Below are 26,575 nucleotides of genomic sequence, written 5' to 3' on the forward strand. Positions count from 1 at the left end.
CTTACACTGGCATGTTCATCAGTTCTTTGTACGCTTCAACAAGCTTGTTGCGCACTTGAATCGTGGCTTCAAAGGCCACACTCGACTTGTTGCGGGCGATCATGACGTCCGACAGGGAAACCCCTTCGTCCCCACGGTCAAAACGCATCTGTAAATCGCTGGAAGTTTTTTGCAGTCCGTTCACATTATTGATGGCTTGAGTGAGCATATCGCCAAAGTCAGCGCCAACTTTTTGTCCTGTTGCTGCCGGACGACTGTTGGCCGCTTCCACCATCATCGCCTGCATTTCGCTTTGTATGCCGTCTAGTCTCATCATTACCTCTGATGCCAATTCTTTGACTCAAACCATTCTCTGTGTATGAATGCAGCAATTACTGTGCCACACTCCGTACGACTGCCGTTAACCCGGAATATCGATTCCCGCATCGCGCATTTTAGCTAGTTTGTAGCGCAATGTGCGAGGACTAATCCCCAGCTTTTCAGCCATTTCTTTGCGGCGTCCGTGACATTCCACCAAGGTTTCCATGATGATGGCGTATTCCTGATCGCGCAGCTCACCCCCCAGGCCCGCGCCTGTGTTGATGGATTTGGCAAAATCAACGTCCGCCACCGGTTTGATTTCTGGCGTGGCAACGTCTCCCGTTTCCACCACCCGTTGCAAACTTGACGCATCCTGCCAATCAAGCCCTTCCAACAGAATGTGCTCTTGGTCGATGTTGTCTTGTTCACTCAAAATCAGTGCGCGCTGAATCACGTTGTCGAGTTCACGCACGTTGCCCGGCCAGTTGTAGCTCAGCAGTTTGGCGATCGCTTGAGGCGACACGGTAGGCACCGCCAACCCCAGTTTCTTACAGTGACGTTCCACCAGATGATTGGCCAGCGGCTCGATGTCCCCTTTGCGCTCACACAATGCAGGCCAAGCGATGGGGAACACGTTCAAGCGGTAGTATAAGTCTTCGCGGAATTTATTTTCTTGCACATACGCTTTGAGATCGCGGTTACTGGTCGCCAGCACGCGCACATCCAGCTTGATGCTCTTGCGGCTTCCTAGGCGTTCCACTTCGCGCTCTTGCAGCACACGCAGCAATTTGGCCTGTAGGTTTAAGTCCATTTCGCTGATTTCATCGAGCAAAATCGTCCCGCCCTGCGCCTGTTCAAATTTGCCCGGACAAGCTTGCACCGCGCCAGTAAACGCGCCTTTTTCGTAACCAAACAGCGTGGCTTCGAGCATGTTATCTGGAATCGCTGCACAGTTGATAGCGACAAACGGGCCATCTTTGCGTGGTGACGCGTTGTGGATGTAACGAGACATCACCTCTTTGCCCGAACCACTTGGACCCAGCACCATCACATTGGCATCGGTTTTGGCCACTTTGTCGGCCAGCAGCAGTAACTTTTGGCTTTTCTCATCCGCCACCACCGCATCGCCGTTGTCGTCGGATTTCACCGGCGCGTAGCGACTAACCATGTTCAGCAGCACTTCTGGCGCAAATGGCTTGGCCATGTAATCAATTGCGCCCTCTTTCATCGCCGAGACCGCATCTTCAATGTTGGCGTAAGCGGTCATCAGCAACACTGGCAAATTAGGCCAATGCTGTTTGATGTTGCGCAGCAGCGCCAAACCACCCATCCCCGCCATCTGCACATCAGACACCACGATATCCACTGGGTAAGTTTTCAGTTTCACCAAAGCGTCTTCGGCGCAATCGGCTTCCAGCCATTCATAGCCAGCCAGTGCCAAGGTATCGACCAGAGCTTCGCGTAAACCTTCGTCATCTTCAACGATCAGGACTTTGCTTTGAGCCATCATCATTCTCCAGTGTCTGATTGAGAAATAGGTGATTGACGTTCCAGAGGCAGACACATGGTGAAACATGCGCCATCCCCCGGTTCAGAAATCAATTCGAGGCGGCCGTCGTGTGCACGACAGACCATTTGTACCACGGCCAGACCAAGTCCCGTACCCTGAGAGCGGGTGGTAAAGAATGGCTCCATGATTTTTTGTTGGAGCTCTTTCGCCACGCCGGGGCCATTGTCCTGCACCGAAATTTTGAGTTCGCCGTTGACCGGACGGAAAAACACGTCGATTTGCGCGCCCTTGCCAACGATTTGGATCGCGTTCATGACGAGGTTACTCAACGCTGAGGCAATCGCATTGACGTTGCCCAACAAAAGCGTCTCTTCCTGCTCCACTTCTTGACCATAATCGATGTGACTGTTTTTCACCGCCGTTTCGATCATTGGCATGAATTCGGTCACCAAATCTGCGATCGTGAACGGCTTAATCACTTTGTTGTCACCACCTTTGGCAAACAACAGCATGTCATTGACCTGCTTTTCCAAGTCATGCAGACGGTCGAGCAATTTGGTCTGAAAGCGATCGCGCGTCGGTTGCGGCAGATTCGGAGTCGATAAGTTGGCGGCGTAGAGCATCGCACTCGACAGCGGGGTACGCACCTGATGCGCCAAAGACGCCACCATACGACCCAGCGATGACAAGCGTTGCAGATCGCTGATGCGCGATTGCAGCAGACGCGTTTCGGTCAGGTCCGTAATCAAGATCAGTTGTCCGGTCGCCGAGGCTGAAATCGCCAAACGCACTTTGCGTCCGTTACGCAGTGAGATTTCATGCCCGTCGTCTTCACGCGGCGCAAATGCCGCTTGAATCACGGTGTACCAACGTTCGCCGACCAGTGGCACTTCCAATAAACGGCGTGCTTCCGGGTTGGCTTCGCGCACAATGCCTTGCGTATCTAGCAAAATCACGCCAGCGGGCATCACATCCAGCACCTGTTGGTAGCGCTCGACCTGATGTTCTAATGAGTCTAAATGTGAATGCTGCTCTTGCGCTGCGTCTTCCATCGTCGAAAATCTGCCTTTAAATACAACAATAGCCTGACACGCAAGATACATGCCAGGCCATTTCTATTTATTTTCAATTACTTATCGCAATGACAATAAATTGACTCACCAATTGTGAGGTTTAAATCAACGTTGCATATTGTATTTGCGCATCTTTTCAACCAGTGTCGTGCGGCGCATACCCAGCATGTCTGCGGCGCGAGCGACGACACCGCCTTGCGCTTCTAACGCCTGATTAATCAGGTTCACTTCCAAGTCAGCCAACAGCTCTTTCAGGTTGACCCCTTCCGGTGGTAACGACTGCGGTGCATCCAAACGACTATTGAGCTCTTCTTCCTGATCGAAACTGAATTCTTCCGAGAAGATATCCGACAGCACGTCGCGTTCTTGCTCTTCAACGGAGCTGAAACGGCTCGGCTCGGGTTGGAATTCGGGAATGTCGCTGTAACGGTACTTGGTTGGCAGATGGTTCACATCGACCAAGCTATTCGGATACAAGATCACCATGCGCTCGACAAGGTTTGCCAATTCACGCACATTACCCGGCCAATCATGTTCCATCAACGAGTTAATCGAACGTGGCGTAAAGCAAATCGGCAACCCGCCTTCCGCTTCCAAGCGCGTCATCAGCTCTTGTAGCAACAACGGAATGTCTTCTTTACGCTCTTTCAGCGCTGGCATTTCAATCGGGAACACATTGAGGCGATAGTAGAGATCTTCGCGGAAACGTTGGTCTTCGATCATGGTTTCCAGATGGCGGTGCGTTGCGGCAATCACGCGGACATTGGCTTTGATGGTGGTGTTGCCACCGACACGTTCAAAGCAACGCTCTTGCAGCACTCGCAGCAGTTTGACCTGCATGCTCATCGGCATGTCACCGATTTCATCCAAAAACAGCGTGCCACCCTCAGCCAGTTCAAACCGACCTTTGCGTGACGTGATCGCGCCCGTAAACGCGCCTTTTTCGTGTCCAAACAGCTCACTTTCCAGCAACTCGGCCGGAATCGCGCCACAGTTGATCGGCACAAATGGCCCATTGCGACGAGAAGAGTGATAGTGAATATTGCGCGCAACGACTTCTTTACCCGTGCCCGATTCACCCAGAATCAGCACGTTCGCTTCCGTCCCGGACACTTGTTCAATCAAATGACGCACTTCTTGAATGCCGTGGCTCTGACCGACCAGACTACGAAATAAGGTGTTTTTGCGGGCGGTTGCCAGCACGTGAATGCCTTTACGCCCTAAGAATTCTTTGCAGTGTCTCAATGCTTCGCTCAGCTGCGGGTAATTGAGCGGAAAATCCAACTCACCCACAAACTGCGGGAATTCTTCCAGAGAGTATGGCTGCTTATTCGCCATTAAAAGTGGAATGTGATTGGCCTTTGAAAGAGACTCAGATAGTGATTCAGGCAACGCCTGAGATTGAATCGAACCAAGAATGCATCCAGCCCACACAGCAGACCAGTCAATCTGATCCAACTGAGAAGACTCAATCACCTCACATTGCTCTCCTACAAATTCTAATATGGTACTGAGACTCAGACGAATAGACGGATCGTCCTCGATCACAAGTAGTTTTGCTAAACCTTGCATAGGTGAGAATATTTGCCTTAATTCTGGGATGTTGTGGTTGCACCTTTGAAAATCATCGACAGGCCTTTGATATTTTAATACTCGCCTGACTAAACGATAGACAATCTGTGGAATTCAGCAACAAAAAAGCCACTCGGCTAGTTAGTGGCTTCTATTCTATTTAATTAAAAAAATAAGGCAACCAAGCAATTAGCTGGTGTGATGTTAGTTATAAGTTTCAGAAATATCTCACAGTCCCACTTCTGAAGCGGTCAAATTGTGATACTCCGCCGGGATCTGATCCCAAGCCGACTTAATCTCGCGAATAATGTCGATCACATCGTCCAATAGCTGCGGTTCATTCTGATGGTTTGCTGCCGTGATCTGCGTGATCATGAACTCGTACAACTGATCGAGATTTTGCGCGATATCGCCGCCATCATCCATCGAAAGGCAGCTACGTAGGCTGATAATGATATCTAACGCCTTACCAAGACGTTCACCTTTCGCCGGGATGTTGCCCTGCATCATGGCCGCTTTACCCTGAATCAAACGCTCGATAGCACCGGCCATCAGCATTTGCACGATTTTATGCGGTGAGGCCGCACTGAGCTGGCTATCCACTGATACTTTTTTGTACGCCTGTAAAGAACCACGCATAGTCTTCCTCTTTATAAAAACTTTTTGTATTGCTGAACTGATTTATTACCGTGGCGATATTTATGAAGCGTTTTGCCTATCGCGGCGGTTTTTAACTGCATCAATTCAACAAGATGTTGTGTATCTTGAACGGCATCACGCCACTCATTGGAACGCGCAAAGCCCGGATGCTCTGACACGTAGGTCAGAAGCTCCTGCAATAACTGTTCTCTTTTATCGACCAGCGCGGTAATTTCTTCACTGTTTATGTCATCAACTGCAAGCTTTTCTTTCATTTGGTGATTCAAATCACACAATGCTTGAAGTGTATTCATCATCTTACTGGCCCAATGCGTTCATCATGCTCGCCAGTTGCGACTGCATTTTGCCGGTGGCATCCTGCATGGCCGAAAATTTGGCATGGGTGCGTTTTTCCAACGTGTCCATGCGGCGGTCAAGCGCTAGTTGGTCGTCCGATAAACGACGTGTCTGCTCACCCAAACTTTTTTCACGCGTGCGAATCGAACCGGTCACGCCCGTCATACTCTGAATCGCATCTTCGACACGTTTGGCAAAGCCGCGGTTGCCGCCAAAGAAATCACCCAGCTTGGTGAAGTTATTATTCAGCTGGCGATTGAGCATATCATAATTGATTTCCAGCGTCCCTTGACGGGTCGTGGTGATGCCAAACTCAGTCAGGCTTTTGATCTCGTCCGGCGCTTGCTCGATCGCCGATGAAAAGACCGCTTTCAAACGCGAATCGGCACTACGCACAATGCTGTCACCCGCCAGCGGGCCAGCAGCGCCTGTGCGCGGATCCACGCTGCTCAGTTGTTTGCTGATTTGGAAGAACTGGTTATAGGCCGCGACAAACTGTTCGATGTCGTCTCGCACGCCATCGCGATCGTATTCAATCCCAATTTCTGCTGGGCGTTCACCGGTGTTGGTTTTGCTTTTGAGGGTCAAATCGACGCCGTCAATCGCATCTTCAATCACGTTGTTCTCGCTGGAAAGTTTCGCCACACCATCGAGCAAGACCAATGAATCTTGCCCCGCTTGCACTTGCGTCATCCCTTGATACGTATCAAACGATTCCTGCGCAGCTTTCAGCTTGGCTTGCACCGCTTCCGCTTTCTCAATCGCTTCGCGTTCTTGCGGCGACATCTTCGCACGTTCAGCCTGCTTGGCCTCTTCCGGCGTCATTTTGCCGCTTTTCACCGCTGCATCAATCGCCGCTTTCTCTTTGGCCAATTGTGCATCCAGCTTCGCCTGTGCCTCTTTGGGCGTGACATACGAATCGGTCAGCGTACCAGAAGCCGTATTGTTCCAGCCGGGAACATCTGGTGCTTTTTCGCGCGCTTTGGCATCCAGTTCGGGTTCCGGCTCTGAATAAGAATCGAGCAAAGTGCCGGAGGCGGTTTCTGTCCAGCCGGGAATGCGATCTTCCGGTTTAAGGTATCGATTGACCTGAGACCCCGCCGCCGCGGCTGCTTTCAGCGCAGCATCGGGTAATTCGCCCGGGCTACCTTCGGGTTTTGGTTCGCCATCAGCTGCATTTTGCGCCGCCTGGTCAATGTGCTCTGCCACGGATTGATCCACCTCACGGGCGGCATCGCCGATCTTCTCTGCCACTTTAGCGGCAATTTTTTGCTGCTCCGGCGTGAGAGGGGCAAGGAGTTGCTGCGCTTCCGCGCGTGCTTTTTCTAAATCGTTGACTCGGTCTTCGAGCGTTTTGTATTCCAGACGTTTTAATGCATCACCGGGCTGAGCTTCTGCGCGCAGACCAATGCGATGTTCTTGTCCGGATAAATTGGAAGCCACAATCAGACGCGGGCCGTCAACGTCGTTGATGACGGAGGCGCGCACACCTGGGTTGGCTTTTTCGCCGTTGATGCCGCGAACGATATCAATCAGCTTGGAATTGGCATGTACATCGACATGAAAGGATTTGTTGCCTAACGAAATATGCAGCTTACCCGGCCCAAATTGAGCGTCTTCCGGTAACACCTCAGACGCCAACTTATGGCTCTGAGCAAGCTGCAACACATCGACGGCGTATTTGCCCGCAATGGCATCGGTGGTCGCGGTCGCTGAGACGGCCTTGTCGTCAGAAGTATCGACTTTGCGCGCAGCAAAGGCCTTCTCCTGACGAAAGTTCGTCATCAGATTTTTCATCGTATCCAGCGACTCTCTGAGTCTGCCGTAGGCACTGATGCTCGAATCAATTTCGGTTCGCTTATTGTCAATGCTTTGCTGCTTAGGCACACGCTCCGCATTCACAATTTTGCTGACCATTGAATTGATATCAAAGCCAGTGTTCATCCCCATTGGGCCTAAACTCATCCAATCACCTCAAAAAATACGATTACGCCTTCACCACTAACAGGCCCGATTTATGGTTCTGTTCCTTGGCGAGACGCCGCAATACTTCAAGCATTTCCTCTTCTGGGATCTGACGAATGATGTCGCCGGTTTTGGCTTCATAAATCGTCACCACTTCGCGTCCAGATTCTTCATCCACTCTGAACGCCAGCCCCTTGTTGATCGAATTGACGAAGTCGTTCATTCGCTCAACAATTTTCGCGCGTTGCTCCTCGTTGACCCGTTCCCGCTCGCGAGATTGTTCAACGGCAGCTTCCAGCATTTGGTTCTGGCTGCGTTTCAGCTGTTCAGTCGCGTGCTCCGACGTTTTTTCTGTGCGTCGCACGGGACGGTAGTCTTCCCTTGAATCAGAAGCGCTTTTCACGCTTTCGTTTTCTGAAGCAAGTTTAATGCCACTTTGCGAGCCGTAAGGCTGGATGTTCGATGTGTAGGATGGTACTTCCATAACAATCTCCCTTCCACCTTATAGGTAGTTTCATACCACGTCAAAACTACCCATGAAGCTCATTCACCCGAGGGATTAACCCAACAGGCTCAGAGCTGCAGATGGTGACTGCTTCGCTTGTGCCAACACAGAGGTACTCGCTTGCTGCAGAATCTGTGACTTGGTCATCGCCGTTGTTTCACGCGCGTAGTCGGTATCTTTGATACGGCTGCGAGACGCGTTCACGTTTTCGTTGATGTTATCCAAGTTGCTGATCGCGTGACCAAAACGGTTCTGGAAAGCACCCAGAGACGCACGTTGGCTATCCACAGATTTCAGCGCGCCGTCCAGAACGGCAACCGCTTCTTGTGAACCGGCAACGCTGGTCACATCGATGTCTTTCACGGTCACTTCTTGAGCCGCGCCAAAGCCGATCTCAGAACCCAGATCACCACCAATGGTCACATCGCCAGTCACTTTTTGTGAGGATGCGAACAGTTGCAGTTTTCCGTCTTCACCGACAGACGCTTTCACGTCGTCGCTTTGACCGTTGATGTAAGTCGCGACTTCTTCCAGATCATCACCACTTTTCGCGGTAATGGTCAGTTCACGGGCTTCGCCCTGTTTGTCAGTATAATTCAGGGTTAGGTCTTTCGCGTCGCCAACCGTCCAGTCAGCTGCTTTGCCTTCCTGAGCACGGTAAGATTTACCGCCCATCGCTGCGTTGTCTGAACGCATGTTCCCCATGGTTAGGTTCACTGCTTCGCCAGAATCCGCACCGATTTGGAATGATTTGCTACCGAACGTGCCGTTCAGCAGTTTGTTACCACCGAAAGAGGTTGTTTCTGCGATACGGTTCAGTTCGTCGTTTAGCGCAGACACTTCTTCTTGAATCGCAACACGCTCAGAACGTGAGTTTGAGCCGTTAGACGATTGCAGTGCCAAGTCACGCATACGTTGCAGAATGTTGGTGCTCTCATTCATTGCACCCTCAGCGGTTTGTGCAATAGAGATACCATCATTCGCGTTACGTACCGCCATGTCCAGACCGCGACTTTGTGACGTCAGTCGGTTTGAAATTTGCAGGCCGGCTGCGTCGTCTTTCGCGCTGTTAATACGGTAGCCCGAAGACAGACGTTCCATAGATTTCTGAACACCGTCAGCTGCACCGTTCAGGTAACGCTGGGCGGTCATCGCCGAAACGTTAGTACTTACGTTGATTGCCATATTGTTGATCTCCTTAGGCGGATAGTTAGTGTGCCTTCGAGTCTCTCACCTCTCGTCAGCACACCTCATTTCTCTCGTATCCTTTAACGGCCCGAGATTCATATCCTTTAGGAAAAAATTTGGCTTTTTTTAAAATAATTTCGAATCGCTTAAAAAACGTGATGATGAACACATAATCGCAGGCATAAAAAAATCCAGCCGAAGCTGGATTTTTCTGTGACGCTTGGGGATTAACCCAGCAGGCTCAATGCCGCTTGTGGCGCCTGTTTTGCTTGCGCAAGTACAGAGCTTGAAGCCTGAGAAAGAATTTGTGACTTGGTCAGTGCAGTCGTTTCTTTCGCGAAATCGGTATCTTTGATACGGCTCTTAGACGCATTCACGTTTTCGTTAATGTTGTCCAAGTTGCTGATTGCGTGGTTGAAACGGTTCTGGAATGCACCCAGTTCTGCGCGGTGGCTGTCTACGTATTTCAGTGCAGCATCCACAATCGCGACGGACTCTTGAGCACCACCGACGCTGGTGACGTCGATTTTATCAACAGTCACTTCTTTGCCTTCTTTCATGCCCAGCTCACCGGCCAGACCGCCGCTGAACGAAACTTCGCCAGACACTTTGTTGTTTCCTGCGAACACTTGCAGTTGGCCTTTTTCGTTCACAGACGCTTTCACCATGTCGGTTTGACCGTTGATGTAAGTCGCCAGCTCTTCGATGTCGTCGCCCGCTTTCGCGTTGATGTTGATCGACTGCTCGTTGCCTTTGTCATCGTTCAGGGTGATGGTCAGGTCGTTTTTACCCTGTTCAACGCTCCAGTTTTTGTCTTTCGCGTTTTCAGCTTGGTAGCTTGAACCACCCATCATACGGTTGTCGCTGCGCATGTCTTTCAGAGACAGCATGACCGCTTCACCGTTGTCCGCACCAATCTGGAATGATTTGGTTTGGAATGTGCCGTTGAGCAGTTTGTTACCACCAAATGATGTGGTTTCTGCGATACGGTTCAGTTCATCGTTCAGTGCGGTCACTTCTTCTTGAATCGCCACACGCTCTGCTTTTGAGTTCGAGCCGTTAGACGATTGCAGTGACAAGTCACGCATACGTTGCAGAATGTTGGTGGTTTCGTTCATCGCACCTTCTGCGGTTTGCGCAATTGAAATACCGTCGTTTGCGTTGCGTACTGCGACGTCCAGACCACGGCTTTGCACGTTTAGGCGGTTTGAGATTTGCAGACCCGCTGCGTCATCTTTCGCGCTGTTGATTTTGAAGCCAGATGACAGACGTTCCATTGAGGTTTGCTGAGCGTTGCTCGCGCTGTTCAAGTAACGTTGTGCTGTCATTGCTGATACGTTGGTATTTACATTCACTGCCATGGTGATTTCTCCAATTGATTTTCCGATGTTTCCGGTTTCCGACGTCTCGGAAAACCAAGTAGTTCTCTCAAAGTTACTTTCTTTAACGGCGCCCCCCGAAAAAGCTTTAGGAAGTTTTTAAGATTTTTTTGAAAAAACTTCCGTTGGTAGGGCAAACGTGATGAACAAAGAAAAATATGCAAAAAAGTGTTTTTTATCGCTAAAGCTTTTCAGGTGCGCGTCGATACAACTCAGTTTCACTTAGCTGCTAAGCAGCGTCAGCGCTACGTTTGGTTGATTTTTCGCCTGTGCCAATATAGAAGTGCACACTTGTTGCAGGATCTGCTGTTTGATCATTTGTGTGGTTTCTTTGGCGTAATCCGTATCTTTGATTCGGCTTTTCGACGCGGCGAGATTTTCATGTACGTTATCGAGGTTACTCACGGCATGACCAAAGCGGTTCTGAAGCGCCCCCAGCTCCGCGCGATGGCTATCGACGTATTTCAGCGCCGTATCCAACACCGAGACGGCACGCTGCGCGCCGCCAACGGAGGTAATGTCGAGGTTGTCGACCGCTTCATACCCTTTCAAATTCATCTGCAACTCATCAGCTAAATTGCCGCTAAACGACAAAGTACCTGCGGTTTCTTTGCCGGCCATATAGAGTTGCAATTGGCCTTTGTCATTGACCGACGCAGAGACTTTGTCGGTCTGACCATTAATGTAAGTGGCAAGCTGCTCAATATCGTCCCCTTGCTTGGCATGAATGTGGATCTGCTCATCCTCGCCCTGCGCGTTGGTAAACGATATTGTGAGTTGATTCCGCCCAGCCCCCACCTGCCACTGGCTGTTGGCTTCGCCAGCCGCCACATAGCTGAACCCGCCCATATTGAGGTCATCAGAGCGCATGTTCTTGAGCGACACCTGCACCGCTTCTCCCGATGACGCGCCAATTTGGAACGACGTTTGACCAAACGAACCATTGAGCAATTTTCGACCACCAAAAGAAGTCGTTTCAGCGATTCGGTTCATTTCATCATTCAAAGCGCCCATTTCTTCCTGTAAGGCAACGCGCTCCGCTTTGCTGTTCGAGCCATTGGCCGATTGCAACGACAAGTCGCGCATGCGTTGCAGCAAACTGGTGGTTTCTTGCATCGCGCCTTCAGCGGTTTGCATGATGGAGATGCCATCGTTGGCGTTGCGTACAGCGACATCTAAGCCGCGCATTTGGGATTCAAGGCGATTGGAAATCTGCAACCCTGCCGCATCATCTTTCGCACTGTTGATCCGGTTGCCGGACGAGAGGCGTTCTAATGATTGATTGAGCAGATCGGTCGCGGTGTTTAAATGTCGTTGAGCGACCAACGCCGAAACATTTGTATTAACCGTGATAGCCATGCGGGTGACAGAGTCCTTGGATTGAATGCTTTACCTGTATGACTATCGACTGAAGCGGGGAAATCTTTAGCACAAAAAAGCCAGGCAGAACGCCTGGCTGTTTGATTCGACACGGGATTTAGGCTTTCAGGCTGAGCGCCTGCAGCATCTCTTGCGATGGCGCAAAGAAATACGCCCCGGTCACCGCTTGCGTAAAGCGCAAGAGTTGGTCAACTTTACCATCGGTCACACCGTACATGCTTTCCATCATGGTTTTGATGTTGTGCAGCGTGTGGCAGTAAGCAATAAACAGCAGGCCATGGTCGCCACTGGCGGTGCCATACGGCAAGCTGTGACGCACGATCTTCAGGCCTTTGCCTTCCTCTTTAATGTCCACGCGGCCCACGTGAGACGCAGCAGGTACATTATCGAGTTCAATCGAATCCGGTTTGGTACGGCCAATCACTTTTTCTTGAGCCGACAGGTTGAGGCGGTTCCATGCAGGCAAATTGTGTACAAAACGCTGCACCATCACGTAACTGCCACCGGCGAATTCGCCATCCGCCACCACCGCGACTTCGCGACGTTTCTCGTCTTTCGGGTTCTCCGTGCCATCAATGAAACCGGTCATGTCACGAGCATCCAGGTAGCGGAAACCGTAAGTTTCATCGACCACATCAACATCTTCGGCAATGTCGGTTAAACATTTACGCATCACGTAAAACAGTAAGTCGTGGCGTTTTGCATGGCAGTGGATCAGCACATCGACATCCGTGCTTGGCGCCATGGTGCTGCCTTCGCCCAACACTGGAAAGTCAATCAACTCTTCTGGCATCGGCGCTTCAAAACGCTGCCAAAAGGCTTTGGTAAAGGCTATGGAGAGCGTCAGCTCTGCGCCCGGTTGATTGGCATTCACTTCGTCCACCAAGGCAGGCAAGGCTTGCAGCTGAGCAAGTACCTGCGCGTGGTTGTGTTTGATTTTTAATATGCTGTACAGAGCAAATGGCTCCGCTTCTGGCAAAATAGCCGACTGTGGCGTTGACATGTTGTCCTCACTTTTTCTTTTTTGCTCAGTGTGTACCCAATACGGTCAAAGGGTATGCTTCAAATTCATAGTCTGTGTTGATACTGATCATGGCTTGGCCATCAACGGCGACAAAAAACAGTCACGCACGCTGCGACTACGATAAACGTATAAAATTAACCAGAGTAGAATCAACAAAGTAAGTGCATTTGTCCAGTGGAAGGCACCGTGCTGTAAGTAGACATGATAGCCCGTCTGAAGAAACTGCGCGACCGCGGTCAGCAGTGTCACCCAGCGTCCGACATGGCACAGCGCATTGACCCAGCGTCGCTCCGGATGGCGCAAACTGATAAGCCACATCAAGGCGATGCTTGGCACGCCCGCGGCCAAGCCGAGATAGAGCGCCGTGTTGCCCGGATAGACAAAGCTCAGGATCTGCGATCCGCTGTCGCGGCTGACACCGGCCACGACAAACACAATCCAAGCCCGAGCCAAAAACAGCCATCCCAGCCACAACCAAATCGGGGCTTTCAGAAAGCCATGGGTATCATATTGTTCTATCGCGTAACGCACGTTGTTTCATCGTTGGTGGTGATTGCCCTTCACTTTAGCGCAATGATTTCAAATAGCTATATCTCAAGGTCAGTTTTTGGTGACAATCAAGCGTCGTGATACTCTAACCAAAACACAAGGGACACTCACGATGACCAATAAAATTGTTCCATCCCCACAAACGCAACAAGAAGCGATGAAAGTGGCGAAAGCAACACAGAAACCCGGACAAACCAAAGAACAAACCAAGCTGATCGCGCAGGGCATCGAAAAAGGCATTGCGCTCTATAAAAAGCAGCAAAAAGAAAAAAGCCGTCAAGCAGACCGCGCACGTAAAAAAGCGATTCGCAGCAAACCGTCTGTCACAGCTGATGTGGGCGATGTTGACCCGTCGTTTGACACCGAAACTACCCCCACCGCCACTCGGTCATGGCTGCCATGGGCGCTGCTGGCCGCCAGCTGGCTCGGGTTCATTCTGGTTTGGATGCAAAACGCCGCATAACCGCCGCCGTATCATCCCCGCAATATAGTGCAGTTGACGCGTGAATATGCAGCTTGATGGCAGGCTGTGTATTCCACGTTAAATATGTAAACGATTCCAAATCATCCGTTACTTTCTTCCCACCCTGACTCATCACCCCATGATATGAATTGGATAATCAATTCACCAAAACTCAATAGATACGTTGAATAACTAAGCAAAATCGACTCAAAACAAATGATTTTTAGTAAATTCATTTGGCAAAGTGTGACAAAGCTAGCACCGATTAAATGTGGAAACGTTTACATTAACGCCCATCACGGAAACTAACTTTAGGAACAAAACATGTCTCACATTCAAAATGGTCTGAGCTTTATAGACATCATGGTGTTTGTTGCTTACGTTGCGATTATCATTGCGGTTGGGCTGTGGGTCTCGCGCGATAAGAAAGGCGTCAAGAAAAGCACCGAAGATTATTTCCTTGCAGGTAAATCCCTGCCTTGGTGGGCTGTGGGCGCCTCACTGATTGCTGCCAACATTTCTGCTGAGCAGTTCATCGGGATGTCAGGTTCGGGCTACTCGATTGGCTTGGCGATTGCGTCCTACGAATGGATGGCGGCCCTGACATTGATCATTGTCGGTAAATACTTTCTGCCGATCTTCATTGAGAAAGGCATCTACACCATTCCCGAATTTGTTGAACAACGGTTTAATAAAAATCTAAAAACCATTCTGGCCGTGTTCTGGATTGCACTCTACGTCTTCGTGAACCTGACATCCGTGCTTTATCTGGGTGGTCTGGCGCTAGAAACCATTCTCGGTATTCCATTGATGTACGCCATCATTGGTTTGGCGCTATTTGCACTGGTTTACTCCATCTACGGCGGCCTGTCTGCGGTGGTATGGACCGACGTCATTCAAGTGTTCTTCCTTGTCCTGGGTGGCCTGTTAACCACATACATGGCAGTGGGCTTCATTGGTGGCGACAACGGTTGGTTCAGTGGCCTATCCACCATGGTTGAGGCTGCGCCAGAACACTTTGAAATGATTTTGGATCAAAGCAACCCACAATACATGAACCTGCCGGGCATCGCGGTGCTGATTGGTGGTCTATGGGTGGCAAACCTGTACTACTGGGGCTTCAACCAATACATCATTCAACGCACACTGGCCGCGAAATCGGTTCCTGAAGCACAAAAAGGGATTTTGTTTGCCGCGTTCCTCAAACTGATCGTGCCATTTTTGGTGGTCATTCCGGGGATTGCTGCGTACGTGATCACCAGCTCTCCAGAACTGATGGCGAGCATGGGCGACTTAGCGACGCAAAACATGCCAAACGCCGCGCACGCCGACAAAGCGTACCCATGGCTGACACAGTTCCTGCCGGTCGGGATTAAAGGTGTGGTATTTGCCGCCTTGGCTGCCGCAATCGTGTCATCACTGGCATCGATGCTGAACTCCACCGCCACCATCTTCACCATGGACATCTACAAAGCGTACATCGCACCACAAACCGGCGATCACAAACTGGTGAACGTGGGTCGAATCACTGCGATTGTGGCCTTGGTTGTGGCATGTTTGATTGCCCCAATGCTGGGTGGCATTGGTCAGGCATTCCAATACATTCAAGAGTACACCGGCCTCGTGAGCCCAGGTATCTTGGCGGTCTTCTTGCTGGGTCTGTTCTGGAAAAAAACCACCAGCAAAGGCGCCATCACCGGTGTGGTTCTGTCGATTCCGTTTGCGCTGTTCCTGAAATTCATGCCACTGAACATGCCGTTCATGGATCAGATGCTTTACACCTTGTTGTTTACAATGGTCATCATCGCCTTTACCAGCCTGAGCACATCGGTCAACGACGATGATCCAAAAGCCATTACGCTGACTTCCGCCATGTTCGCGACTGGCAAGAACTTCAATATTGCCGCGTACGCCATCATGATTGCATTGGCAGCGTTGTATACTGTGTTCTGGTAACGAGCTCGGGCCGCTGCGCCCTGAGGTCTTCGCTCCAAGCCCTGTCATGTTGGCAGGGCTTGATCACTTTGTTCGCCACAAATCACGAGCGGGTTCAACATGCATCAAGAGTTACTTCCCAACATCGTCTCCTTCCTTCAAACCATGTCGCCGTTTGATCAACTCAACGCAGACACGTTAAATGCCGTCGCCGGATCCATCGAAATCCTCTACCTCGGCCAGCACCAACACCTCGAGCCCCTGACTGCGCCGCCACAGCATTTCTTATACATCGTTCGCACCGGCGTCATTGAACAGCGTTACCACGACGGCTCCTTGCGTTCGCGCCTTGGGGCTGATGATATTTTTGGGTTCAGTCAACACGATGGTGCCGCGCTCGATTACCAAGTGGTGGCGATTGAAAATTCGCTGCTCTACCGCATCGATTACCCCACTTTGCTGACGTTGGTGAACCCGTACCCAGACGTCATTGCGCAGCTCGCCCCCAGCATTTCAACACGCCTGATTCACTCCGTCAGTTTGCCGCATCCCGCGCAAACGGAGAGCATTTTTCTTCAACCGGTACGCAAGCTTGCCAGCCAAAATCTGGTGATGGTCACACCCGACACTCCCATTCAGCAGGCGGCCGATAAAATGAGCCGCGAGCCCAACAGCTCGTGTGCAGCCATCGTCGATCAGCAGCAGCGTTTAATCGGCTTGGTCACCGACAAAGACATGACCAAACGTGTGATTGCACACGGGCTGGATGTACAGCAGCCCATCGCCACCATCATGACGCATCAATTGCACACGGTGTCGGTCGATGACTTGGTGATGAAAGCCTCCGAAATCATGATTGTGCATCACATTCAAAACGTGCCCATTGTCGATGACAACTTCACTCTGCAAGGCATCATTACGCCGCAGCAATTGATTCAACAAAACAGCATTCAAGCCATCTTCCTGAGTGAAAAAATTAGCCAAGCACCTTCGTTGCCCGCGCTGGTCGCGCTCGCGGCAGAGCGCAACGCCATTTTCAGTGTGCTGGTTGAAAACGGCGTCTCCAGCGATGTGATCGGCAAAGTAATGTCGTTGATTTACGATGCATTTACCTGCCGCTTGCTGGCGCTAGCGGAGCAGCATCTCGGCGCGGCGCCTTGCGAGTATTGCTGGATTGCCGCCGGTTCTCACGCGCGCAACGAAGTGCATTTGGGCTCCGATCAAGACAACGCATTGATTCTTGACGATGGCGCAACCGAATCAGACAAAGCTTATTTCAGCCACCTCGCGATGTATCTGTGCAAAGGCTTGGATCAATGCGGCTATGCGCTGTGCAGCGGCCGTTTTATGGCGGCGACGCGGCGATGGTGCCAACCGCTACACGTGTGGGTGGAATACTACCGCAAGTGGGCACGCGCGCCGGAATACGAACACCTGCTCAACCTGAATGTCTTCATCGAAATTCGCTATATCGCAGGCAATAAATCCCTGTTTGATACGCTCAATGACGTGCGACTGCAGCAAATCACCCACAATCCGAAATTGATTGCCGCGCTGGTGACCAACGCCCTGCGCACGCGTCCGCCGCTGGGTATTTTCAATAATCTGGTGTTGAAAAAAGATGGCGACAGCGGAGAGAAAACACTCGACATTAAACACGCAGCGTTAAGCAGTTTGGTGGACATGGCGCGCATCTACACACTCAGCGAAGGCGGAGCGATGCAAGAGACGCTCTCGCGTTTGCTGTTTGTCGAACAAAAAGGGCTGATGAGCCATTCGTCGTATCTCGATTGTTTGGGGATTTATCACTTTGTGACCGGATTACGAAACAAGCACCAAGTGGAAGCGCTGCAACAGGGCAAACCGATTGATAACCTACTGCAACCGACGCGCTTTGGTAGTTTTGAACGGCAGCACCTCAAAGATGCATTTCGCATTGTCTCCGGATTACAAGAGGCACTTCGCATTAAGTTTGGTCAATAGTATGTTACATAAGCTAGGTCGGTTATCCCCGCTGAGAAAACTAGAGCAACACCGCTTGCAGATGCGCGAACACCACCTGCCTCTGCCAGCGTTCGTGCAGGCCATCTTGGAAACACCACTGCCGCAAGCTGATTTTGATGTTCGCCAACAACCGTTATTGAGTTTGGATATCGAAACGTCCGGGCTGGATGCCGAACACGACCACATCGTCAGCATCGGCTGGGTACCGATCGTGAATCAGGTGATCCGTTTAGCCGAGGCGCGCTATTTTTTAATCACGCCATCGGGCCAAGATGACCCACAACAAGTGGTGCTACACCACATAATGCCGCAAATGCAGCGGCAAGGCATACCCTTGGCACAGGCAATTGAGTTACTATTTACCCAATTGAAAGGCAAAGTATTATTGGCACATGGTAGTGTTGTCGAACGGCAATTTATTCACCATTTTATGCAGCAACACGGATGGCCCGATTTACCCATTGTGTGGCTGGATACGTTGAAAATAGAACAGGCATACGCGCAGTACGCCCCCTACAACATGCCCCATTCGAATGCGAACGATTGGCGCCTGAGTACCGTGCGAAAACGCTATCACTTGCCGGCGTATCAAGCGCACCACGCGTTGTCGGATGCCATTGCCACGGCTGAACTTTACCTCGCACAGCAAAATAGGCTATTTGCCAAAGCGTATGTTCCGTTAGAATTGCTGATGAAAGCCTCTGTGTAACAAACACATAACCGCCGAACGGCAAACAGAATTGAAAAGGTTAACCCCATGACAACTATTAAAGATGTCGCCAAGTCCGCAGGTGTCTCCGTGGCCACTGTGTCTCGCGTCATCAATAAATCGCCCAAAGCCAGTCAAGCATCGATTCATGCGGTCACGCAAGCGATGCAAGCTCTGGGCTATCGCCCGAATGCCGCGGCGCGTGCGCTGGTTAGCCAAAGCACCAACACCATGGGCGTGTTGGTGTCTGATGTTTCCGACCCATTTTTTGGCACCCTCGTCAAAGCCGTCGATACCGTGGCGCGCCACAATGGCAAACACCTGTTGGTCGGCAATGGTTACCACAATGAAGAAGACGAACGCCGCTCGATTGAATTGCTGATCAACAACCGCTGTGACGCGCTGGTGATTCACGCCAAAGCGTTGTCCGATGAAGAGCTGATCGCGTTTTCCAAAGAGGCCAAAAGCATGGTGGTGATCAACCGCCATATTCCGGGGCTGGAAGATCGCTGTATTTCGCTCGACAATCACAAAGGCGCGTTCATGGCGACGGAGTACCTGATTCGTCAAGGGCACAAAAAAATCGCCTGCATTGTTTCCAACCACGCGATTGCCGATGCCGTTGAACGTGAAACGGGCTATCAAGATGCGCTTGAAGCCCATCACATTACATTGCCTGACACCTACATTGCGTATGGCGAACCCAGCAGTGAAGGCGGCGAGCAAGCGATGTTGTCGCTACTCACCAAAGGCATCGACATCACCGCGATTGTGGCCTACAACGACAACATGGCCGCGGGCGCGCTGTCGGTGATGGAAGAGAATGGCATTGAATCACCGGGGCAAATCTCGATCATCGGTTTTGATGACGGCTTGATTGCTCGCTACGTGAAACCTCATCTGACAACCGTCCGTTACCCCATTCAGATGATGGCCGAAACCGCCGCGCAGCTGGCGCTGGACTTGTCAAAAGATGACACCTTAAATGACGGCAGCCCGAAACGTTATTCACCGACCATGGTGAAACGCGATTCGGTGAAGTCACTCAACGACTGACGCGCCCCACCCGCACCGCCATGGCGGCGTGACGAGAACACAAAGCGAACACAAAAAAGGCTTACCGCGCGGTAAGCCTTTTTTCATACTCATATGTGAGGAATGGCCCCACGTGTCATCCCCTTTAGGAGTCATTGCCTTTGGGTCTCATTACCTTTGACTATCGTCCGTTCACTTGCCCGCATTGCGGGAAAAGATCCCCATAGGCAAAACGAAAGCCGCACCGAAATATCACTCCCCCAAGCATAAATCGGCTTGAGCGTTCTGGCGGAGTCCTTGACCAGTCGCTCACCTCTGACACTTTCGATTGCCATGGGAAAATGGCATCGTGCCGCGCACATCAATCAATGCCCGCAGACTGCTCACGATCGCCATTCAAGTGAGACTCACTCGAATGCGTTAACGAGTCCGGCGCCATCTTTGGCCTGACACACGTAAATGGTTTCTTTGAGTCCGGTCGCCGCTTGATACTGCTGCTCAATCGCAGCGGTCACAGGCGCCACCAAGGCAGGCGGCATCAAGGCGACCACACAGCCACCAAAACCGCCGCCAGTCATGCGCACGCCGCCTTGATCACCAATCACCTGTTTGACGATATCGACCAAGGTATCAATCTCTTTGACCGTAATCTCAAAGTCATCACGCATGGACGCGTGAGACGCCGCCATCAACTGCCCCAAAGTCGTCATGTCGTTGGCTCGCAGCGCTTGTGCCGCGGCTAACGTCCGGTCATTTTCCGTGATCACATGACGCGCCCGTTTGGCCACCAACTCGGGCAATTCCGCTTGGCGACGTTCAAACGTCTCGATCGTCACATCACGAAGCGCTTTCACGCCAAAAATCTGCGCCGCTTCTTCACACTGCTGACGACGGGTGTTGTATTCGCTGTCCACCAACCCGCGTTTTTTGTTCGAGTTGATGATGACAATCGCCATGTCTTCGGGCATGGAGACGGCTTGTGTTTCGAGACTACGACAGTCGATCAACAGCGCATGATTCGCCTGCCCTTCGGCAGAAATCAGTTGATCCATGATGCCACAGTTGCACCCCACAAATTGGTTCTCAGCCTGCTGCCCATTGAGGGCAATTTCAGCTTGACTGATCGCAAGCGAAAACAGCGCTTTGAATGTCTGACCGATGACCACTTCCAACGCTGCTGATGAACTCAGGCCAGCGCCTTGCGGTACGTTACCGCTCACCGCGATGTTTGCGCCGCCCAGCGTGTAACCGCGCTCAAGCAAAAACTTCACCACGCCGCGAATGTAGTTGGCCCACATTTTATCGGCTTGAAACTCAATCGGTGCATCGAGAGAAAATTCGTCCTGCGCGTTGGCGTAATCGACGGCAATGATGCGCACACGATTGTCATCGCGTTTCGACGCGGCCACCACGGTTTGGTAGTTAATCGCACACGGCAACACAAAGCCGTCGTTGTAATCGGTGTGTTCACCAATCAGGTTAACGCGACCCGGTGCTTGAATGACATGGCTCGGCGCAAACCCCAGCACTTGTTCAAACGAATGAATCACGTGTTGAATTAGATCAGACATAGGACTTCCCATCATATTTTTTGAAAGGTGCCAATGCATCGGCACCTCTATTGTTATTGGTGATAGCTGTTATTAGTGATCAGCGGTTATTGGTCATCTGCACGTTCTTTGTAGTGAACATCGCTCAGTTCACGCAGACGTTGCGCCGCCTGCTCCGGCGTTAAATCGCGCTGGGTTTCGGCCAGCATCTCATAGCCCACCATAAACTTGCGCACGCTTGCGCTACGTAGCAACGGCGGATAGAACAGCGCGTGCAGTTGCCAATGGTCAATGTCGCGCCCATCGTCAAAGAACGGCGCGTAATGCCAACCCATGGAATATGGGAACGAGCACTGGAACAAGTTATCGTAGCGACTGGTCAGTTTTTTGATCGCCAAGGCCAAGTCGTCACGCTGTGCGTCACTGAGCTCGCTCATGCGGCGAATGTGTGTTTTGGGCAGTAGCATGGTTTCAAAGGGCCACGCAGCCCAGTACGGCACCACGGCCAACCAATGCTCGGTTTCAACCACGGTGCGTGCCCCATCGGCCAGTTCCGCCTGCACGTAATCCACCAGCAGGTTGCTACCTTGCTGATCAAAATACGCTTTCAAATGTTTGTTTTTGCGTTCAATTTCGTTGGGTAGAAAGCTGTTGGCCCAAATTTGACCATGCGGGTGCGGCTGAGAGCAGCCCATGGTTTCGCCTTTGTTTTCGAACGCTTGCACCCAAACGTACTCTTGACCCAGTGCTTCAATCTGTTCATTCCACGTGTCAATCACGCCCCGAATGTTGGCGACTGCCAGCTCAGGCAAGGTTTTGCTGTGATCCGGTGAAAAACAGATCACTCGGCTCAACCCGCGCACGCCCTGAATTTTAAACAGCGGATTGGTGGAGGGCGGCGCATCAGGTGAATCGGCCATCAATGCCGCAAAATCGTTGTTAAACACATAGGTGCCGGTGTAGTTCGGGTTCACATCGCCAGACACGCGCGTGTTCCCCGGACACAAGAAGCAGTGCGGTTCATAGCTCGGCAGTTGGGCGGTCGACGGCGTTTCATCCTGACCACTCCAAGGGCGTTTAGCGCGATGCGGTGAGACCAGCACCCATTGGTCGGTCAGTGGGTTATAACGGCGGTGGGGATGATCCACCGGATTAAATTCAATCGTTGCCATGGGGTTACCTCGTTTACTCGTCATAGCCCAGTGGGTTGTGGGATTGCCAACGCCACGTGTCGGCGGTCATGTCCGCCAAGCTCCGTTTGGCTTGCCAGCCCAATTCACGTTGGGCTTTTTCGGTGCTAGCCCAGCACTCGGCGATGTCCCCCGGACGACGAGGACAGATGTCGTACGCGATCGGTTTGCCACACGCATCGCTGAACGCGTGAACCATATCCAGCACGCTTGAGCCTTTGCCCGTGCCCAAATTGTAGATGTGCAGCCCGGCTTTCTCTCCCACCGCTTGCAGTGCGGCGATGTGACCGTCGGCCAAATCCATCACATGAACGTAATCGCGAACGCCCGTGCCATCCGGCGTTGGGTAGTCGTTGCCAAAGACCGCTAGTTTTTCCCGGCGACCAACCGCCACTTGGGCAATAAACGGCATCAGGTTATTGGGAATGCCTTGGGGATCTTCGCCCATGGTGCCCGACGGATGCGCGCCAACTGGGTTGAAGTAGCGCAGCAGCGTGATGCTCCATTCAGGTTCTGCAACCACTAAATCCGACAAGCACTGCTCCACCATATATTTGCTGCGACCGTACGGGTTGGTGGTCGCGCCCGTTGGAGAGGTTTCGGTAATCGGTACCGTTTGTGGGTCGCCATACACGGTCGCCGATGAACTGAACACCAAACTTTTCACGCCCGCTTTGCGCATGCTGCGCACCAGCACCAAGGTGCCGTTGACGTTGTTGTCGTAGTACTCAATCGGTTTGCTCACCGACTCGCCCACCGCTTTGAGACCGGCGAAATGAATCACGGCTTGGACGTGATGCTGTGCAAACACGCTATCGAGAAATGCTTCATCACGAATGTCACCTTGATAAAACGCCGGACGCACGCCCGTGAGCGCTTCAATACGATTGAGCACTTCGGCTTTCGCATTGCACAAGTTGTCGACCATGATCGGGGTCATCCCCGCTGCAATCATCTGCACACATGTGTGGCTACCGATGTAACCCATACCGCCAGTGATCAAAATCTCCACCTGTCATCACCTCTCCGCTGATTTGATTTGCAATGAGTCTATCAGCAGCCCAAGGCTCACTTCTGTGACTACACTCTCAAAGTGAAAACGTTTCCACAACTTATCGCCGCAGTAAAACTCCGTCATGACTGACCAAATAATTCAAGCCGCGATAAAGAAAATGAATTAGGGTAAACGTTTCCAATTACAATCAAACGCAACGATCACCCAGCAAGAGCAGCCGATTCGCTGACGAATCGGCTGGAAAAACGAAGAAAAAAGGATTGGCCGTGAGAGACACGATCACCACCTTCAGAGAAGGTGGTTCATAGAAGAGAAAAAAGCCAGCACAGGCTGGCTTGGTTATGCACTAAATCCTAGACTTGCCGCGATATCACCTTTGCGGTCAAGTACCCATTGACTGTCAAATGGCCCCCAGTCTGATAACTGATAGTAGCCATCGTTGTGGCGGCGGCCATCCTGAACAAACATCAGTTCAATACCGATGCCCGGCAGGGCTTTGAGAACGTCCTGAATAGTACGACGAGGCCAGCCCGTTTTCTCGATTAACTTGGGAACATTGGGGCGTTCCAGACTTTCAACAAGCAAGGCTAAATAAAGGCGCCTTGCAAAAACAGGACTCAATTCCATTGATTACCTCCTAATCTGTGCAAGGCTCATTATTTCTGTTTTGCCAGTAAGTTTGTTGAGTTCGATCAATAACTCTCTAATCCTAGTCAACCGCAGAAGTTTTTTTTTATTCAGTAAAATATCCGCATCACACTTTTGTCAGATGAGAGGCTTCCTGTTAGGATTTGGCAAACACCACAATAAGCAGCATTTAAAGGACTTTTATGACCATCACCCTCTACGGCATCCCCAACTGCGACACGATGAAAAAAGCCCGCAAGTGGCTGGAAGCGCAAGGCGTTGATTACCAGTTTCACGACTACCGCAAAGACGGCGTCGATGCCACGCTGGTGAGCGAATTTTGCCAGGTCTTAGGGTGGGAAAATGTGCTCAATAAACGGGGCACCACATTCCGCCAATTGACTCAAGCGCAGAAAGACAGCCTCAATGGCGACACCGCCATCACGCTACTGGTTGAGCAACCGGCGATGATCAAACGCCCCGTGCTGCGCGTGAACGGCGAGCTTCATTTGGGCTTTAAAGCCGAGCAATACGCTGCTCTTTTCTCTTAATAGACGTTTCTCTGACTACAAGGATTTCAAGGATGACAGACAGCCCTGTACTGGCTCTCGCAAAAGATTTAATCAGCCGCCAATCAGTGACACCGGTCGATGCCGGTTGCCAAGACTTGATGATTGAGCGTCTCCAAGCGCTTGGATTTGAAATCGAAATGATGGTGTTTGAAGACACCACCAACTTCTGGGCGCGTCGTGGCACACAAGCACCGCTGTTTGCATTTGCCGGTCATACCGATGTGGTGCCTGCAGGCCCGCTCACCCAATGGCACACCCCCCCGTTTGAACCGACGGTGATTGAGGGCCATTTGCATGGTCGCGGCGCGGCCGACATGAAAGGCTCGCTGGCGTGTATGGTGGTTGCGGTGGAGCGCTTTGTTGCCGAGCATCCGAACCACACAGGTTCGATTGCCTTTTTGATTACCTCCGATGAGGAAGGCCCATTTATCAACGGCACCACACGCGTCGTGGATACGCTGATGGCACGCAATGAGATCATCGACATGTGTGTGGTGGGCGAACCGTCCAGCACTCGCGCAGTCGGCGATGTGGTGAAAAATGGCCGTCGCGGCTCCATCACTGGTGATTTGACGGTGAAAGGCGTGCAAGGTCACGTGGCTTACCCGCATCTCGCCAACAACCCAGTGCATCAAGCCCTGCCTGCATTGGCTGAACTTGCGTCCACCACATGGGATGAAGGCAACGAATATTTTCCGCCAACCAGTTTTCAGATCCCGAATCTGCAAGCTGGCACGGGCGCGTCTAACGTGATTCCGGGCGAGTTCAACGTGCAGTTTAACTTCCGTTTCAGCACCGAGCTGACCGATGAAGACATCAAACGCCGCGTGCACTCCACGCTGGATGCGCATGGTCTGGAATACGATCTGAAATGGATGCTCAGCGGCCATCCTTTCCTCACCGACACTGGCGCGCTGCTCGATGCGGTGGTGAAAGCCGTGGGTGAAGTGAATCACCAAGAGCCACAACTGCTGACCACCGGCGGCACGTCTGACGGGCGCTTTATCGCGCAAATGGGGGCGCAAGTGGTTGAGCTGGGGCCGGTCAACGCCACCATTCACAAAGTGAACGAGTGCGTGAATATTGCCGACCTAGAAAAACTGACCGACATGTACCAAAAAACGCTGGAGAATTTACTCGTCCAATGATGACACCCGAGCAGCTGACCGGACAAACCGAGTCGCATCTTGTTGAAGTGATGGTGGGCCAGAAAGCCTTTCTGGTGCACCCACAGGTCACCGCCGATTTGCTGGCCCTGAAACAGGCCGCGGATGCGGCCGGTTTTGTGTTCAACATTGCCAGCGGCTTTCGTCCGTTCGAACGCCAACTGGCGATTTGGAATCGAAAGATGGCGGGCGAAACCGCGATTTTGGATGCCAACAGTCAGCCGCTCGACACCACGCATTGGTCCGAAGCCGACAAAGTGCACGCGATTTTGCGCTGGTCTGCACTGCCCGGTGGCAGCCGCCATCATTGGGGCACCGACTTTGACGTCTTTGATCGCAGCGCGTTGCCACCCGACCAAGGGTTGCAATTGGAACCATGGGAGTATCTTGAGGCGCATCAACGCCCATTCTATGAATGGTTGAAAGCCAACCTCGCCCGCTTTGGGTTCTTCTTCCCGTATCAGTCAACCGGTTCTGGCGTGGCCTTTGAACCGTGGCACATCAGCCATCGTGCCACCAGCGAGCAATGCCTGACTGAACTGAAGTTGCCAATATTGGCTCAGCAATTGGCCTTTGCGCCGTTGTTAGGAAAGCCGACGGTGCAGCGAGAATTGCGCCAGATCTACACACACTACATGACTCAGATCAGCCGAGGAGACCGCGTATGATCGATTTTCTGTTTAACCCGTGGGTGATCACCCTCATCATCGTGTGTGTGTTTGTCGGCAACATTGCCGCATTGAAACACACCGCCACCATGAAACTGGGAATGAAAGGGAAAAAGAGCGATCTCGATAAGCTTAACGAGCTGGATCAAAAGCACCGTTCGTCAGCCGCGGAAGAAGAGACAAACAAAAAGGGACGCTAA

The 26,575-nt window shown here is 51.7% G+C and carries 26 protein-coding genes; 9 read left to right on the top strand and 17 right to left on the bottom strand.

The window, feature by feature from the left end; genetic code table 11:
• Position 1: 1 nt before the first annotated feature.
• The 13 genes from fliE to ACS18Q_RS10780 all read right to left on the bottom strand — a co-directional run bounded on the left by fliE (position 2) and on the right by ACS18Q_RS10780 (position 13,423).
• Positions 2 to 313, bottom strand: a complete 312-nt coding sequence (gene fliE / locus ACS18Q_RS10720; protein ID WP_038150871.1) for a flagellar hook-basal body complex protein FliE — start codon at positions 311 to 313, stop codon at positions 2 to 4.
• Positions 314 to 400: 87 nt separating this feature from the next.
• The gene (locus tag ACS18Q_RS10725) at positions 401 to 1,807 is read right to left on the bottom strand and encodes a sigma-54-dependent transcriptional regulator (protein ID WP_038150805.1); all 1,407 of its coding nucleotides are present in this window, start codon (positions 1,805 to 1,807) and stop codon (positions 401 to 403) included.
• Positions 1,808 to 1,809: 2 nt separating this feature from the next.
• Positions 1,810 to 2,862, bottom strand: a complete 1,053-nt coding sequence (locus tag ACS18Q_RS10730; protein ID WP_004724669.1) for a sensor histidine kinase — start codon at positions 2,860 to 2,862, stop codon at positions 1,810 to 1,812.
• Between the two features lie 126 nt (positions 2,863 to 2,988).
• Positions 2,989 to 4,455, bottom strand: coding sequence for a sigma-54 dependent transcriptional regulator (locus ACS18Q_RS10735; RefSeq protein ID WP_158140346.1), 1,467 nt, complete (start codon positions 4,453 to 4,455; stop codon positions 2,989 to 2,991).
• A 228-nt stretch (positions 4,456 to 4,683) separates the two neighbouring features.
• Entirely contained in the window at positions 4,684 to 5,094 is a 411-nt protein-coding gene (gene fliS / locus ACS18Q_RS10740) for a flagellar export chaperone FliS (protein ID WP_004724672.1), read from the bottom strand.
• Between the two features lie 11 nt (positions 5,095 to 5,105).
• The gene (locus tag ACS18Q_RS10745; protein ID WP_014204621.1) at positions 5,106 to 5,411 is read right to left on the bottom strand and encodes a flagellar protein FliT; all 306 of its coding nucleotides are present in this window, start codon (positions 5,409 to 5,411) and stop codon (positions 5,106 to 5,108) included.
• Between the two features lies 1 nt (position 5,412).
• Positions 5,413 to 7,416, bottom strand: coding sequence for a flagellar filament capping protein FliD (gene fliD / locus ACS18Q_RS10750; protein ID WP_238820949.1), 2,004 nt, complete (start codon positions 7,414 to 7,416; stop codon positions 5,413 to 5,415).
• A 22-nt stretch (positions 7,417 to 7,438) separates the two neighbouring features.
• Positions 7,439 to 7,900: a flagellar protein FlaG gene (gene flaG / locus ACS18Q_RS10755; RefSeq protein WP_004724678.1), complete on the bottom strand. Its 462-nt coding sequence runs from the start codon at positions 7,898 to 7,900 to the stop codon at positions 7,439 to 7,441.
• A gap of 75 nt (positions 7,901 to 7,975) precedes the next feature.
• The gene (locus ACS18Q_RS10760) at positions 7,976 to 9,106 is read right to left on the bottom strand and encodes a flagellin (RefSeq protein ID WP_004724680.1); all 1,131 of its coding nucleotides are present in this window, start codon (positions 9,104 to 9,106) and stop codon (positions 7,976 to 7,978) included.
• A gap of 230 nt (positions 9,107 to 9,336) precedes the next feature.
• On the bottom strand, positions 9,337 to 10,470 hold the full coding sequence (locus ACS18Q_RS10765) for a flagellin (RefSeq protein ID WP_004724681.1): 1,134 nt from the start codon (positions 10,468 to 10,470) through the stop codon (positions 9,337 to 9,339).
• Positions 10,471 to 10,710: 240 nt separating this feature from the next.
• Positions 10,711 to 11,847: a flagellin gene (locus tag ACS18Q_RS10770; RefSeq protein ID WP_441257074.1), complete on the bottom strand. Its 1,137-nt coding sequence runs from the start codon at positions 11,845 to 11,847 to the stop codon at positions 10,711 to 10,713.
• Positions 11,848 to 11,965: 118 nt separating this feature from the next.
• Positions 11,966 to 12,871, bottom strand: a complete 906-nt coding sequence (locus ACS18Q_RS10775) for a Dyp-type peroxidase (RefSeq protein ID WP_004724686.1) — start codon at positions 12,869 to 12,871, stop codon at positions 11,966 to 11,968.
• Positions 12,872 to 12,958: 87 nt separating this feature from the next.
• The gene (locus tag ACS18Q_RS10780; protein ID WP_014204616.1) at positions 12,959 to 13,423 is read right to left on the bottom strand and encodes a DUF2919 domain-containing protein; all 465 of its coding nucleotides are present in this window, start codon (positions 13,421 to 13,423) and stop codon (positions 12,959 to 12,961) included.
• A gap of 130 nt (positions 13,424 to 13,553) precedes the next feature.
• Here ACS18Q_RS10780 and ACS18Q_RS10785 point away from each other — a divergent pair, with 130 nt between their 5' ends.
• From ACS18Q_RS10785 to ACS18Q_RS10805, 5 genes are all read left to right on the top strand, one after another.
• Positions 13,554 to 13,904 (top strand): DUF2956 domain-containing protein, encoded by a 351-nt coding sequence (locus ACS18Q_RS10785; RefSeq protein ID WP_394624835.1) that lies wholly within the window; start codon positions 13,554 to 13,556, stop codon positions 13,902 to 13,904.
• A 324-nt stretch (positions 13,905 to 14,228) separates the two neighbouring features.
• Complete coding sequence (locus tag ACS18Q_RS10790; RefSeq protein WP_004724693.1) at positions 14,229 to 15,860, top strand: sodium/sugar symporter; 1,632 nt, start codon at positions 14,229 to 14,231, stop codon at positions 15,858 to 15,860.
• Positions 15,861 to 15,959: 99 nt separating this feature from the next.
• Positions 15,960 to 17,822 (top strand): DUF294 nucleotidyltransferase-like domain-containing protein, encoded by a 1,863-nt coding sequence (locus ACS18Q_RS10795; RefSeq protein WP_441257075.1) that lies wholly within the window; start codon positions 15,960 to 15,962, stop codon positions 17,820 to 17,822.
• A 1-nt stretch (position 17,823) separates the two neighbouring features.
• Positions 17,824 to 18,552, top strand: coding sequence for a 3'-5' exonuclease (locus ACS18Q_RS10800; protein WP_238773238.1), 729 nt, complete (start codon positions 17,824 to 17,826; stop codon positions 18,550 to 18,552).
• Positions 18,553 to 18,600: 48 nt separating this feature from the next.
• A complete protein-coding gene (locus ACS18Q_RS10805) occupies positions 18,601 to 19,608 on the top strand; it encodes a substrate-binding domain-containing protein (protein ID WP_004724699.1) in 1,008 nt (335 codons plus the stop codon).
• A 386-nt stretch (positions 19,609 to 19,994) separates the two neighbouring features.
• Here the strand turns inward: ACS18Q_RS10805 and galK are convergent, their stop codons facing one another.
• The 4 genes from galK to ACS18Q_RS10825 all read right to left on the bottom strand — a co-directional run bounded on the left by galK (position 19,995) and on the right by ACS18Q_RS10825 (position 23,969).
• Positions 19,995 to 21,158, bottom strand: coding sequence for a galactokinase (gene galK / locus ACS18Q_RS10810; RefSeq protein ID WP_014204613.1), 1,164 nt, complete (start codon positions 21,156 to 21,158; stop codon positions 19,995 to 19,997).
• Between the two features lie 86 nt (positions 21,159 to 21,244).
• Positions 21,245 to 22,309 (bottom strand): UDP-glucose--hexose-1-phosphate uridylyltransferase, encoded by a 1,065-nt coding sequence (locus tag ACS18Q_RS10815; protein ID WP_441257076.1) that lies wholly within the window; start codon positions 22,307 to 22,309, stop codon positions 21,245 to 21,247.
• Positions 22,310 to 22,322: 13 nt separating this feature from the next.
• The gene (gene galE / locus ACS18Q_RS10820; RefSeq protein WP_014204611.1) at positions 22,323 to 23,339 is read right to left on the bottom strand and encodes a UDP-glucose 4-epimerase GalE; all 1,017 of its coding nucleotides are present in this window, start codon (positions 23,337 to 23,339) and stop codon (positions 22,323 to 22,325) included.
• A gap of 342 nt (positions 23,340 to 23,681) precedes the next feature.
• The gene (locus ACS18Q_RS10825) at positions 23,682 to 23,969 is read right to left on the bottom strand and encodes a winged helix-turn-helix domain-containing protein (protein WP_004724708.1); all 288 of its coding nucleotides are present in this window, start codon (positions 23,967 to 23,969) and stop codon (positions 23,682 to 23,684) included.
• 203 nt (positions 23,970 to 24,172) lie between these two features.
• Here ACS18Q_RS10825 and ACS18Q_RS10830 point away from each other — a divergent pair, with 203 nt between their 5' ends.
• The 4 genes from ACS18Q_RS10830 to ACS18Q_RS10845 are packed head-to-tail and all read left to right on the top strand — an operon-like array spanning position 24,173 to position 26,575.
• On the top strand, positions 24,173 to 24,520 hold the full coding sequence (locus ACS18Q_RS10830) for an ArsC family reductase (RefSeq protein ID WP_143678699.1): 348 nt from the start codon (positions 24,173 to 24,175) through the stop codon (positions 24,518 to 24,520).
• 32 nt (positions 24,521 to 24,552) lie between these two features.
• Entirely contained in the window at positions 24,553 to 25,689 is a 1,137-nt protein-coding gene (gene dapE, locus ACS18Q_RS10835) for a succinyl-diaminopimelate desuccinylase (protein WP_441257077.1), read from the top strand.
• A complete protein-coding gene (locus ACS18Q_RS10840) occupies positions 25,689 to 26,375 on the top strand; it encodes a M15 family metallopeptidase (RefSeq protein WP_441257646.1) in 687 nt (228 codons plus the stop codon). The genes dapE and ACS18Q_RS10840 overlap by 1 nt, the downstream gene beginning before the upstream one ends.
• Positions 26,375 to 26,575, top strand: coding sequence for a DUF2897 family protein (locus tag ACS18Q_RS10845; RefSeq protein ID WP_172475428.1), 201 nt, complete (start codon positions 26,375 to 26,377; stop codon positions 26,573 to 26,575). The genes ACS18Q_RS10840 and ACS18Q_RS10845 overlap by 1 nt, the downstream gene beginning before the upstream one ends.

Source organism: Vibrio sp. Vf1514 (assembly GCF_052076135.1).
Classification (GTDB): domain Bacteria; phylum Pseudomonadota; class Gammaproteobacteria; order Enterobacterales; family Vibrionaceae; genus Vibrio; species Vibrio furnissii.

Coding starts and splice junctions, on each gene's coding strand:
- ACS18Q_RS10775 (WP_004724686.1), bottom strand. CDS start 12,871: ATGTCAACGCCACAGTCGGCTATTTTGCCAGAAGCGGAGCCATTTGCT.
- ACS18Q_RS10785 (WP_394624835.1), top strand. CDS start 13,554: ATGACCAATAAAATTGTTCCATCCCCACAAACGCAACAAGAAGCGATG.
- ACS18Q_RS10765 (WP_004724681.1), bottom strand. CDS start 10,470: ATGGCAGTGAATGTAAATACCAACGTATCAGCAATGACAGCACAACGT.
- ACS18Q_RS10760 (WP_004724680.1), bottom strand. CDS start 9,106: ATGGCAATCAACGTAAGTACTAACGTTTCGGCGATGACCGCCCAGCGT.
- ACS18Q_RS10735 (WP_158140346.1), bottom strand. CDS start 4,455: ATGCAAGGTTTAGCAAAACTACTTGTGATCGAGGACGATCCGTCTATT.
- fliE (WP_038150871.1), bottom strand. CDS start 313: ATGAGACTAGACGGCATACAAAGCGAAATGCAGGCGATGATGGTGGAA.
- ACS18Q_RS10815 (WP_441257076.1), bottom strand. CDS start 22,309: ATGGCAACGATTGAATTTAATCCGGTGGATCATCCCCACCGCCGTTAT.
- ACS18Q_RS10800 (WP_238773238.1), top strand. CDS start 17,824: ATGTTACATAAGCTAGGTCGGTTATCCCCGCTGAGAAAACTAGAGCAA.
- fliS (WP_004724672.1), bottom strand. CDS start 5,094: ATGCGTGGTTCTTTACAGGCGTACAAAAAAGTATCAGTGGATAGCCAG.
- galK (WP_014204613.1), bottom strand. CDS start 21,158: ATGTCTGATCTAATTCAACACGTGATTCATTCGTTTGAACAAGTGCTG.
- ACS18Q_RS10790 (WP_004724693.1), top strand. CDS start 14,229: ATGTCTCACATTCAAAATGGTCTGAGCTTTATAGACATCATGGTGTTT.
- ACS18Q_RS10830 (WP_143678699.1), top strand. CDS start 24,173: ATGACCATCACCCTCTACGGCATCCCCAACTGCGACACGATGAAAAAA.
- ACS18Q_RS10805 (WP_004724699.1), top strand. CDS start 18,601: ATGACAACTATTAAAGATGTCGCCAAGTCCGCAGGTGTCTCCGTGGCC.
- ACS18Q_RS10795 (WP_441257075.1), top strand. CDS start 15,960: ATGCATCAAGAGTTACTTCCCAACATCGTCTCCTTCCTTCAAACCATG.
- ACS18Q_RS10725 (WP_038150805.1), bottom strand. CDS start 1,807: ATGGCTCAAAGCAAAGTCCTGATCGTTGAAGATGACGAAGGTTTACGC.
- ACS18Q_RS10825 (WP_004724708.1), bottom strand. CDS start 23,969: ATGGAATTGAGTCCTGTTTTTGCAAGGCGCCTTTATTTAGCCTTGCTT.
- ACS18Q_RS10770 (WP_441257074.1), bottom strand. CDS start 11,847: ATGGCTATCACGGTTAATACAAATGTTTCGGCGTTGGTCGCTCAACGA.
- dapE (WP_441257077.1), top strand. CDS start 24,553: ATGACAGACAGCCCTGTACTGGCTCTCGCAAAAGATTTAATCAGCCGC.
- fliD (WP_238820949.1), bottom strand. CDS start 7,416: ATGAGTTTAGGCCCAATGGGGATGAACACTGGCTTTGATATCAATTCA.
- ACS18Q_RS10730 (WP_004724669.1), bottom strand. CDS start 2,862: ATGGAAGACGCAGCGCAAGAGCAGCATTCACATTTAGACTCATTAGAA.
- flaG (WP_004724678.1), bottom strand. CDS start 7,900: ATGGAAGTACCATCCTACACATCGAACATCCAGCCTTACGGCTCGCAA.
- ACS18Q_RS10745 (WP_014204621.1), bottom strand. CDS start 5,411: ATGATGAATACACTTCAAGCATTGTGTGATTTGAATCACCAAATGAAA.
- ACS18Q_RS10840 (WP_441257646.1), top strand. CDS start 25,689: ATGACACCCGAGCAGCTGACCGGACAAACCGAGTCGCATCTTGTTGAA.